Origin of the sequence: Streptomyces sp. SS7, from assembly GCF_037993025.1 — a bacterium.
GTDB lineage: Bacteria > Actinomycetota > Actinomycetes > Streptomycetales > Streptomycetaceae > Streptomyces.
In genome coordinates this window covers 8,680,472-8,692,343 of sequence record NZ_CP141223.1, presented here as the reverse complement: position 1 = coordinate 8,692,343, position 11,872 = coordinate 8,680,472, and the positions used below count along the sequence as shown (strand labels likewise).

The 11,872-nt window shown below is 76.4% G+C and carries 1 protein-coding gene; it reads right to left on the bottom strand.

Annotation, left to right across the window (positions count from 1 at the left end; translation table 11 throughout):
* Positions 1-16 precede the first annotated feature (16 nt).
* On the bottom strand, positions 17-11,830 hold the full coding sequence (locus tag U5640_RS39715; protein ID WP_340384073.1) for an SDR family NAD(P)-dependent oxidoreductase: 11,814 nt from the start codon (positions 11,828-11,830) through the stop codon (positions 17-19).
* Positions 11,831-11,872 lie beyond the last annotated feature (42 nt).

Sequence of the window (11,872 nt, the reverse complement as noted above, 5' to 3'; positions counted from 1 at the left end):
ACGGGGGCGGTGACGCTCAGTCGTCGGCGCCCAGGGCCATCCGGACGAGGTCGTCCACGTCCATGTCGTCGACGTCCACGTCGGCGCCGTCGGCCGAGGCCGGCGGCTGCTGACCGGGCCGGGCGGCGGGGGCCGACGCGAGGTCCATGAGCGCGTCCAGCAGCCCCGACTCGCGGAACCTGGTGATCGGGATGGACGTCAGCAGCTTGCGGAGGGCCGCCTCGTCGGGTTCACCCGGACGGGGGGTGGCCGTGCCCGGCGCGGCCGGGTCGGTTCCGGCCGCGAAGTGCTCCCGGTTCAGATGGTCGGCGAGCGCCGTCGGGGTGGGGTAGTCGAAGACCAGGGTGGCGGGCAGCAGCACTCCGGTGGCGGCGTTGAGCCGGTTGCGCAGTTCGACGGCGGTGAGCGAGTCGAAGCCGAGTTCCTTGAAGGACTGCTCCGGGTCGATCCGGGCGGCGGACGCGTGCCCCAGGACGGCGGCGACCTGGCGGCAGACCTCTTCGGCCAGCCTGCGGTGCCGGTCGGTGGCACCGAGCCGGGCCAGTGCGGCGGCGAGGTCCTCGCCGCCGCCCGGCCGGTCGGCGGGTGCGTGCTGCGCGACGGCGCGTCGGGTCCGGGCCAGGCCGGACAGCAGGGGCGGTACCGGGCCCTCGGCCCCGAGGCGCGTCGAGTCGACCGCCATCGCCAGGCACACGGCCGCGGGCTGGTCCAGGGCTTCGGTGAAGAGGGCCAGGCCCTCCTTGGGGGCGAGCGGCGGCAGCCCGGCGCGTTCCATACGGCGGATGTCGGCGTCGCCGAGGCCGCTGGTCATGCCGGTTGCCTGGGACCAGGGACCCCAGGGCAGGGACAGGGCCGGCAGGCCGAGGGCGCGCCGGTGTTCGGCGAGGGCGTCGAGGAAGGCGTTGGCGGCGGCGTAGTTGGCCTGGCCGGGGGCGCCCAGGGTGCCGGCGACCGAGGAGAACAGGACGAAGGCGCTCAGGTCGAGGTGGCGGGTGAGGTCGTGGAGGTGAACGGCGGCGTCCAGCTTCGGGCGCAGTACGGCGTCCAGCCGCTCGGGGGTGAGGTGGTCCACGACGGTGTCGTCGAGCACGCCGGCGGTGTGGACGACGGCGGTCAGCGGATGCCCGTCGGGTACCGAGGCGAGGAGGGCGGCGACCTGGTCGCGGTCGGTGACGTCCGCGGCCCGGACGTGCACCTCGGCGCCGAGCTCCTCCAGTTCGGTGACGAGCGGGGCGGCGTCGGGGGCGGCGGGTCCGCGGCGGGAGGCGAGCAGCAGGTGACGTACGCCGTGCTCGGTGACCAGGTGGCGGGCGAGCAGGGCGCCGAGGCCGCCCGTGCCGCCGGTGACGAGGACCGTGCCGTGCGGGTCGAGGGGTGCGGGGACGGTGAGGACGACCTTGCCGATGTGGCGGGCCTGCGACATGTGGCGGAAGGCCTCCGGCGCGCGGCGCACGTCCCACGGGGTGACCGGCAGCGGGGTCAGGACCCCGGCCGCGAACAGGTCGACGAGGGCGGTGAGCATCTCGCCGATGCGGTCGGGTCCGGCCTCGATGAGGTCGAACGCCCGGTAGTGGACGCCGGGATGGCGGGCGGCGACGTCGTCGGGGTCGCGGACGTCGGTCTTGCCCATCTCCAGGAAGTGTCCGCCGGGGGTCAGCAGCCGCAGGGAGGCGTCGACGAACTCGCCCGCCAGGGAGTCCAGGACGAGGTCGACGCCGCGGTCGCCGGTCGCGGCGCGGAAGGCGGTCTCGAAGGAGAGGTCGCGGGAGGAGGCGATGTGCCGGTCGTCCAGGCCGGCGGCGCGCAGGGCGTCCCATTTGCCGGGGCCGGCGGTGGCGTACACCTCCGCGCCGAGGTGGCGGGCGAGCTGGGTGGCGGCCATGCCGACGCCGCCGGCCGCCGCGTGCACGAGGACGGTCTGGCCCTCGGTCACTCCGCCGAGGTCGACGAGGGCGTAGTAGGCGGTGAGGAAGACGATCGGTACGGTCGCCGCCTGGGCGAAGGTCCAGCCGTCGGGGACGGGGGCCACGGTACGGGCGTCGGCCACCGCGACGGGTCCGTAGGCGGCGGGGAACATGCCCATGACGCGGTCGCCGACGGCGAGACCCGTGACGCCGGGGCCGACCTCGGTGATCACCCCGGCTCCCTCCAGGCCGAAGTCGCGGGCCGGACCGGGGTACATGCCGAGGGCGTTGAGCACGTCACGGAAGTTGACGCCGGCGGCACGGACGGCGATCCGTATCTCGCCGTCGGCGAGGGCGCGTTCGGCGTCCGGGGCGGCGACGAGGTCCAGGCCGTCGAGGGTGCCCTTGCGGACCATGTCCAGCCGCCAGGCGGTACCGGGGCTGGAGTGCGGGGGCCGCAGGGCGGTGGCCGGGTCGGTGCGCGCGACACGCGGGAGGTGCACGGTCCCTTCGCGCAGCGCCAGTTGGGCGTCCGTGCGGGCCAGTGCGGTGGGCAGGGCGGCGAGTGAGGCGGCCGCGGTGTCGGTGTCGAGGAGGACGAACCGGCCGGGGTGCTCGGACTGTGCCGACCGGACCAGGCCCCAGGCCGATGCGGCGGCCGGGTGGCGCACCCCGGGGCCGGCGGGTCCGTCCGGCATGAGCGCCTCACGGGTCACCAGCACCAGCCGGGTGGCGTCCAGCCGTCGCTCGGCGGACAGCTGCCGGACGAGGGCGAGGGCGCGCTGTGCGGCGGTGTGTCCGGCGCGGTCGAGCGGGCCGTCCTGGTGGGGCAGGACGGCGAGGACGGTGCCGGGTGCGGTGTCGGCCGCCGCCAGGGCGGTGAGGTCGGCGGCCTCGGTGACGTCGGCGGGGACCCCGGCGGCGTCGAGCAGGGCGGCGAACTCCCGGCCGGCGGCGTCGCCGAGGAGGGTGAGCGGCTGGGGGTGCGGGCGGCCGCCGGTGGCGGGCTGCGGCTGCCAGTCGAGGCGGAAGAGGTCGCCCGCGCCCCGGTCGGGCCGGGCGCGCAGCCGTTCGGGGTCGATCTCGCGCAGGGTGAGCGATCCGATGGAGGCCACGGGCCGCCCGGTGACGTCGGCCACGTCGAGGGTGACGGTGTCCTCGCCGCTCAGGGCGAGCCGGACGCGGACGGCGGTGGCGCCGGTGGCGTGCGGGGTCACGTCCCGCCAGGAGTACGGCAGACGGCCGGGCGCGGAGTCGTCCAGCGGCAGGAAGGCGGTGGCGTGCAGGGCGGCGTCGAGCAGCGCGGGGTGCAGACCGTAGCGGGGGGCGTCGGCGTGTGCCTGCTCGGGCAGGGCGATCTCGGCGTACACGTCGTCGTCGAGCCGCCAGGCGGCGCGCAGCCCCCGGAACACGGGTCCGTAGGCGAACCCGGCGGCGGCGAGGCGGTCGTAGGTGTCGTCGACGGGGATTTCCTCGGCTCCGGCGGGCGGCCAGTCGGCGAGCGGGGCACCCTCGGGTTCCGGACCGGCGCCGGGGGCGAGGATGCCGTCGGCGTGCAGGGTCCAGGGCCGGTCGGCGGGGGCGTCGGCGGGCCGGGAGTGCACGCCGAGCGGGCGGTTGCCGTCCGCGTCGGGGGCGCCGACCCGCAGGTGCAGGGTGACGGCCTGGTCGGCGGCGAGCAGCAGCGGCTCGACCAGGGTGAGTGCGGCGATGCGGTCGCATCCCACGCGTTCGGCGGCGAGCAGCGCCAGGTCGAGGTGGGCGGTACCGGGCAGGACGGTGGTGCCGCCGACGGCGTGATCGGCGAGCCACGGCTGGTCGGTGACGGAGAGCCGGCTGGTGAAGACATGGCCGTCGGCGAGGTCGACGCGGGCGCCGAGCAGCGGGTGTCCGGCGTCGGCGAGGCCCGCCGCGGCCAGGTCGGACGCGCTCCGGCCGGCCGTGGTGGGCCAGTGGCGCTCCCGCTGGAAGGCATAGGTGGGCAGGTCGACGACGCGACCGGTGCCGCCGGTGGCGGCGCTCCAGTCGACGTCGACGCCCTGGGTGTGGGCGCGCGCGAGACCGGCGAGCAGGGTGACGGTCTCGTCCTGGCCGGGGCGCAGCAGGGCGACGGCGGTGGTGCCGGCGGGGTCGGTGACGGCGTCGGCGGCCAGGGCGGTGAGCGTGCCGTCGGGGCCGATCTCCAGGTAGTGGCGGACGCCGGCCTGCTGGAGGGTGCGTACGCCGTCGTGGAAGCGGACGGCCTGCCGCACATGCCGGACCCAGTAGTCGGGCGAGGCGAGTTCGTCGGGTCCGGCCGGGCGGCCGGTGACGTCGGAGACCACGGGGATGAGCGGTTCGTGGTAGCGGAGCGTGGCGGCCACCTCGCGGAACTCCTGGAGCATGGGCTCCATGAGGGGCGAGTGGAAGGCGTGGCTGACCCGCAGCCGCTTGGTGCGCCGGCCCAGCTCCTCGATGCGGGCGGCGACCTCGCGTACGGCGTCCTCGTCGCCGGAGACCACCACCGAGCGGGGTCCGTTGACCGCGGCCAGGCCCACCCGGTGCTCGTGGCCCTCCAGCAGGGGCAGCACCTCCTCCTCGGTGGCCTGGAGGGCGACCATGGCGCCGTCGGCCGGGAGGGCGTCCATCAGCCGGCCGCGGGCCGCGACCAGGGCGCAGGCGTCGCCGAGGCTGAGGACTCCGGCGGCGTGGACGGCGGCCAGGGAGCCGATGGAGTGGCCGAACAGGTGGTCGGGGGTCACGCCGAGGGCGCGGACGAGCCGGTAGAGGGCGACTTCGAGCGCGAACAGGGCGGGCTGCGCGTATCCGGTGCGCTCCAGCAGGGCTCCGGCGTCGCCGAGGACGGCCTCGCGCAGCGTGGTGCCGAGGACGTCGGCGCCGAAGTGGGCGCACACCTCGTCGAAGGCGTCGGCGAAGACCGGGAAGGCGGCGTACAGGTCGCCGCCCATGCCGGGGCGTTGGGCGCCCTGCCCGGTGAAGAGGAAGGCGGTGCGTCCGCCGCGCGCGGCGGTGCCCGTCCCGTCGGGCGGGGTGGTGCCGGAGGCGAGCCGGGTCAGCTCGGCGAGCAGGTCGTCGCGTCCGGTGCCGAGCAGCACCGCGCGGTGTTCGAAGGCGGGGCGGGTGGTCGCCAGGGAGTGGCCGAGGTCGGCGGCGGACAGTTCGGGGTGGCGCAGGGCGTGCTCGCGCAGCTTCTCGGCCTGGGCGCGCAGCGCCTCGGGGGTGCGGCCGGACAGCGGCCAGGCGGTCGTCGCGTGGGTGACCGGCCGTGCGGGGGGCTGCGCGACGGTGGCGGACGCGGCCGGGGCCTCTTCGAGGATGACGTGGGCGTTGGTGCCGCTGAACCCGAAGGACGAGACACCCGCGCGGCGCGGGCGGCCCTCCTCTCGCTGCCAGGGCCGGGCCTCGGTCAGCAGGTGGACGGCGCCGGAGGCCCAGTCGACCCGGCTGGAGGGCCGGTCGGCGTGCAGGGTGCGGGGCAGTTCGCCGTGGTGCAGCGCCAGGACCGTCTTGATGATGCCGGCGACGCCTGCGGCGGCCTGGGTGTGGCCGAGGTTGGACTTGACCGAGCCGAGCCACAGCGGCCGGTCGTCGGGCCGGTCCTGGCCGTAGGTGGCGAGGAGCGCCTGGGCCTCGATGGGGTCGCCGAGGACGGTGCCGGTGCCGTGTCCCTCGACGGCGTCGACGTCGGCGGGGGTGAGCCCGGCGTCGGCCAGCGCGGCCCGGATGACCCGTTCCTGCGAGGGCCCGTTGGGGGCGGTCAGGCCGTTGCTGGCGCCGTCGGAGTTGACGGCGCTGCCGCGCACCACGGCCAGGATCCGGTGTCCGTTGCGCCGGGCGTCGGAGAGCCGCTCCACGAGCAGCATGCCGGCGCCCTCGCCCCAGCCGGTGCCGTCGGCGCCGTCGCCGTAGGCCTTGCAGCGTCCGTCGGGAGCCAGGCCGCGCTGGCGGCTGAACTCCAGGAACGCGGCCGGGGTCGACATCACGGTGACGCCGCCGGCGAGGGCCAGGTCGCACTCCCCCGCGCGCAGCGCCCGCGCCGCCCAGTGCAGGGCGACCAGGGAGGAGGAGCAGGCGGTGTCGACGGTGACGGCGGGGCCCTCCAGGCCGAGGGTGTAGGAGATGCGGCCGGAGACGACGCTGGCGGCGTTGCCGGTGCCGAGGTAGCCGTCGACGTCGTCCGCGGACGTGCGCAGCAGGGTCGGGTAGTCCTGGCCGTTGGTGCCGGCGAAGACGCCGGTGCGGGAGCCGCGCAGGGTCCGCGGGTCGAGGCCCGCGCGCTCGACGGCCTCCCAGCACACTTCGAGGAGGAGCCGCTGCTGCGGGTCCATGGCCAGGGCCTCGCGCGGCGAGATGCCGAAGAAGGCGGCGTCGAACCGGTCGACGCCGGACAGGAAGCCGCCGGTGCGGGTGTAGCTGGTGCCCTCGTGGTCGGGGTCCGGGTGGTACAGCGAGGTGAGGTCCCAGCCGCGGTCGTCGGGGAATCCGGTCAGGCCGTCGCCGCCGGAGGCGAGCAGGTCCCAGAGCCGTTCGGGGGTGTCGGCGCCGCCGGGGAGGCGGCAGGCCATGCCGACGACGGCGAGGGGTTCGTCGCTGCCGCCGGACGCGGGGCGGGTCGGGGCGGTGACGGACCGGGCGGCGCCGTCGCCGGCCGGCAGCGAGCGCAGCAGGTGCTCGGCGAGGGCGGCCGGGGTGGGGTGGTCGAAGGCGACGCTGGGCGCGAGCCGCAGGCCGGTGCGGCGTTGCAGCGCGTTGCGCAGGTCGACGGCGGTCAGCGAGTCGAAGCCGAGGTCGCGGAAGGCGCGTTCGGGGTCGGCGGCGGGGGCGTCCGGGGTGTGGCCGAGGACGGTGGCGATCTCCGTCTGCAGGAGGCGCAGGACGGCGCCGGGCCGTTCGGCCGCCGGCAGCGCGGTGAGGGTACGGGCCAGGCGTCCGCCCGACGCGGCGGCTCGGGCGGTACGGGGCACGGAGGCGGCGGGGTCGCGCAGCAGGGCAGGGGTGGGGGTGGTGGCGGCCCGCGCCGCGGCCAGGTCCAGCCGGACCGGCAGCAGCACCGGGCGGTCCTGCGCCGCGGAGAGGTCGAGCAGGCGCAGGGCGTCGGCGGTGGGCAGCGGTGCGACGCCCGCCCGGGCCATGCGGGTGCGGTCGGCGTCGCCGAGGCCGGCCGTCATGCCGCTCTCCTCGGCCCACAGGCCCCAGCCGAGGGCGAGCGCGGGCCGTCCCTCGGCCCGCAGGGTGGCGGCGAGCGCCTCCAGGAAGGCGTTGGCGGCGGCGTAGTTGCCCTGTCCGGGACCGCCGAAGGTGGCGGCGGCGGACGAGAACAGCACGAACGCCGACAGGTCCAGGTCCCGGGTCAGGCGCGCCAGATGCACGGCGGCGTCCGCCTTGGGCCGCAGCACGGCCGACAGCCGGTCGGGGGTCAGCGCGGGGACGACGCCGTCGTCGATCACCCCGGCGGCGTGGAAGACCGCGCCGAGGGGGTGCGGTGCGGGTACGGCGTCCAGCAGCGCCGCCAGCGCGGCCGGGTCGGCGGCGTCGCAGGCGGCGAGCGTCACCTCGGCACCGGCCTCTTCGAGGGCGGCGCGGAGCTCCGCGGCGCCGGGCGCCTCGGGGCCGCGGCGGCTCGTCAGCAGCAGGTGCCGTGCTCCGTGCGCGGTGACCAGGTGCCGGGCGAGGGCCGAGGCGACGGTGCCGCCCGCCCCGGTGATCAGCACGGTCCGCTCCGGATCGAGGAGCGGCCGCGCGGCGGTGGCGGGGGTTTCCGGCTGGTGCCGGACGAGGCGGGCGGCGTGGGCGCGGCCGGCCCGCAGGGCGATCTCGGTCTCCCCGGTGTGCGCCGCGTCGCGGACGGCGGCGAGGAGGACCTCCGGGTCGGTGCCGGAGTCGGTGTCCACGAGCAGGAAGGACCCCGGGTTCTCCGACTGCGCCGACCGCACCAGACCGCGGACGGCGGCCGCGGCGAGGTCGGCGACCGGTTCGCCGGGCCGGACGGCCACCGCGTTCCGGGTGAGCAGGACCAGCCGGGCGTCCGCCGTGCGTTCCTCGGCCTGCCAGCGCTGGAGCAGGTCCAGGGCCGCGGCCGCCGACTCGTGTGCGGCGGCGGGCAGTTCCGCGTCGCCTCCCTGCCAGGACACGAGGACCAGGTCGGGCACCGGCGCGCCGGGGTCGGCGAGGGCGGTGAAGAAGGCGTCCGGGTCGGGGTGACGGTCGGCGTCGGCCGGGGCCGGTGCGGCGCCCACGAAGGCGAGGGTCGGCCGGTGGGTGGCCGTCCCGGCCGTCGGCAGGGGGATCCAGTCGACGGCGAACAGGTCGTCACCGCCCTCCGAGGGGGCGGTCAGGGGCAGTTCGTCGACGGGAGTGAGGGTGACCGCGCCAACGGTGGCGACGGGGGTGCCGGACTCGTCGGTGAGGTCGACTCGCAGGGTGCCGTCGGAGTGGGACCGGAGTGCGACCCGCAGGGTCTCCGCGCCGGCCGCGTGCAGGGCGCAGTCCCGCCAGGTCACGGCGAAGCCGCCGGGACGGCCGAGCGCGGGCGCCGTGTGCAGGGCGGCGTCGAGGAGCGCGGGATGCAGGGCGACCCGCAGCGCGTCCGGCCGGAACTCCTCCGGTACGGCGACCTCGGCGTAGGTGCGGTCCCCGGCCCGCCACACCGCGGTGAGCCCGCGGAAGGCGGGACCGTGGTCCAGGCCGAGGTCCCGCCACGCGTCGTAGATCTCGTCGATCTCGTCGGCGGTCAGGGCCTGGGCGCCCGGCGGCGGCCAGGCCGCTTCCGGTGCGTCCGGCCCGGGGAGCTCCGGCGGGGCCCCGGCCTGGTCCAGGACACCGCGGGCGTTGCGGACCCAGGGCCGGTCGTCCTGGTGTGCGTCGTCCGGTGCGCGGTCGGCGGCCGGGAGGGGCCGGGAGTGACAGGAGAACGTCCTGACGCCGTTCTCGTCCGGGCTGTCGAGGACGACCTGGATCTCCACGGGCCGGTGGCCGTCGAGAACGAGCGGTCGCTCCTGTGCGAGCTCCACGACGTGGTGGCAGCCGACGAGCGCGCCGAGGTGCAGGGCGAAGTCGACGTACGCGGCGCCGGGCAGCACGGTCGCGCCCGCGACCGTGTGGTCGGCCAGCCAGGGGTGGGTACGGGCCGAGAGCACGGTGGTGGACAGCACGGACGAGGAGTCCGCCAGGGTCACCGCGCCACCGAGCAGCGGATGCCCGCCGGCGCGCCGTCCGGTGCCGGGCACCGGATCGAGCCAGAGGCGTCGCTGCTGGAAGGCGTAGGTGGGCAGGTCCACCGTCCGGCCGGTGGGGAAGAGGGCGGACCAGTCCGGGCTGTGCCCGTGGGCGTGCAGCGCGGCGACGGCACGCAGCAGGGTCACCGGCTCCGGGGCGTCCTTGCGCAGGGCGGGCGCCAGAACGCCCTGGTCGTCGTCGAGGAACGTACGGGCGAGCGCCGTGAGGGTGGCGTCCGGCCCGAGTTCGACGAAGCGCGTGGCCTTGTTCCGTACGAGGGTGCGGACCGCGTCGGCGTACCGGACCGCCTGACGGACGTGCCGCACCCAGTGGTCCGGCGACATCAGTTCCTCGGCGCTCGCGGTCTCCCCGGTGAGCGTGGAGACGACGGTCAGCCGGGGGCGCTCGTACGTCAGGCTGTCGGCGACCGCGCGGAAGTCGTCGAGCATCGGTTCCATGAGCGGGGAGTGGAAGGCATGGCTCACCCGCAGCGCCGTGACCTTGCGGCCCTGGCCGCGGAAGTGGCCCGCGATCTCCTCGACCGCCCCGGCCGCGCCGGAAACCACCACGGCCTGCGGCCCGTTGACCGCCGCGATGCCCACCTCGTCGCCGAGCAGGGGCAGCACCTCGTCCTCGGAGGCCTGCACCGCGGCCATCGCACCACCGGCCGGCAGCGCCTGCATCAGGCGGCCGCGAGCGACCACCAGACGGCAGGCGTCGGCCAGGGACCACACCCCCGCCACGTGCGCGGCGGCGATCTCACCGATCGAGTGACCGGCCAGCAGGTCCGGGCGCACCCCCCACGACTCCAGCAGCCGGAACAGCGCCACCTCCAGCGCGAACAGCGCCGGCTGCGCGAACTCCGTACGGTGCACCCGCTCGGCGTCCGCGCCGAACAGCATCTCCCGCAGATCGAAGGGGAGGTGGGCGTCGACCGCGTCGAAGGCCTCGGCGAACACGGGATAGGTGTCGTACAACTCCCGTCCCATACCCAGGCGTTGGGAGCCCTGTCCGGCGAACAGGAAGGCCGTGCGCCCGCGCAGTGCCGTCCCGCGCACCGCTCGTGCGTCCTCCTCACCCGCCGCCACCGCGGCCAGCCCGGCCCGCAGTTCCTCGGCCGTGGAACCGACCACCACCGCACGGTCCTCGAACACCGACCGCGTCGTCGCCAGCGACCACGCGACATCGACGGCGCGATCGGCGGAAGCCTGCGCGTCCAGCAGCCGCGCCGCCTGCGCCCGCAGCGCCCCCTCGCCGCGCGCCGACACCGGCCACAGCACCACCCCGGCGTCGCCGTCGCCGCCACCGGACACGGCGGACTCCTCGGTCTCCCCCGGCTCCTCCAGCACCACATGTGCGTTGGTGCCGCTGACGCCGAAGGCGGAGACGCCGGCGCGGCGCGGCCGGTCGTCGTCGGTCCGCGGCCACTGCTGAGCGTCGGCGAGCAGGCTCACCCGGCCCGCCGACCAGTCGACGTGGCGGGAGGGGGCGTCGACGTGGAGCGTGCGCGGGAGCAGCCCGTGCCGCATGGCCATGACCATCTTGATCACGCCGCCGACCCCGGCGGCGGCCTGGGTGTGCCCGATGTTCGACTTCAACGAGCCGAGCCAGAGCGGTTGTTCGCGGTCGCGTCCGTAGGTGGCGAGCAGCGCCTGGGCCTCGATCGGGTCGCCCAGCGTGGTGCCCGTGCCGTGGGCCTCCACCGCGTCCACGTCCGCCGTGGACAGCCCGGCGCTCGCCAGGGCCGCCCGGATCACCCGCTGCTGCGAGGGACCGTTCGGGGCGGTCAGTCCGCTGCTGGCGCCGTCCTGGTTGACCGCGCTGCCCCGGATGACCGCCAGCACCTGGTGTCCGTTGCGCCGCGCGTCGGACAGCCGTTCCAGCAGCAGCAGGCCCGCGCCCTCGCCCCAGCCGGTGCCGTCCGCGGCGTCCGCGAAGGACTTGCAGCGGCCGTCGGCGGAGAGTCCGCGCTGGCGGCTGAACTCGGTGAAGGTGACCGGCGTGGACATCACGGCGACACCGCCCGCCAGGGCCAGGGAGCACTCGCCCGCCCGCAGCGCCCGGCAGGCCAGGTGCAGGGCGACCAGCGAGGAGGAGCAGGCCGTGTCCACCGTGACGGCGGGGCCCTCCAGGCCCAGGGTGTAGGCGACGCGCCCGGAGGCGATGCTGCCGGCGCTGCCGTTGCCGATGAAGCCCTCGAGACCGGGCGGGGGGACGTCGAACCGGGAGCCGTAGTCGTTGTACATGACACCGACGAAGACGCCGGTGGGGCTGCCCCGCAGGGTGCCGGGGTCGAGTCCGGCCCGCTCCAGGGCCTCCCAGGAGATCTGCAGCAGGAGCCGCTGCTGCGGGTCTGTGCCGAGGGCCTCGCGCGGCGACATGCCGAAGAAGTCGGGGTCGAAGTCGGCGGCGTCGTGCAGGAAGCCGCCCTCGCGGGTGTAGCAGGTGCCCGGGCGCTCGGGGTCGGGGTGGTAGAGGGACGCCACGTCCCAGCCGCGGTCCTCCGGGAAGGGCGTGATGGCGTCGGTGCCGTCGGCGACCAGGCGCCAGAGGTCCTCGGGGGTGCGCACGTCACCCGGGTAGCGGCAGGCCATGGAGACGATCGCGATGGGCTCGCGGTCCTTGCTCTCCAGCTCGCGCAGGCGGCCGGTGGTGCGGTGCAGGTCGGCGGTGACCCGCTTCAGATAGTCCCGCAGGCGGTCTTCGCTCACAGCTCGGCCCCCAGACCCGGGTCGCACACCACGACGGAGAGC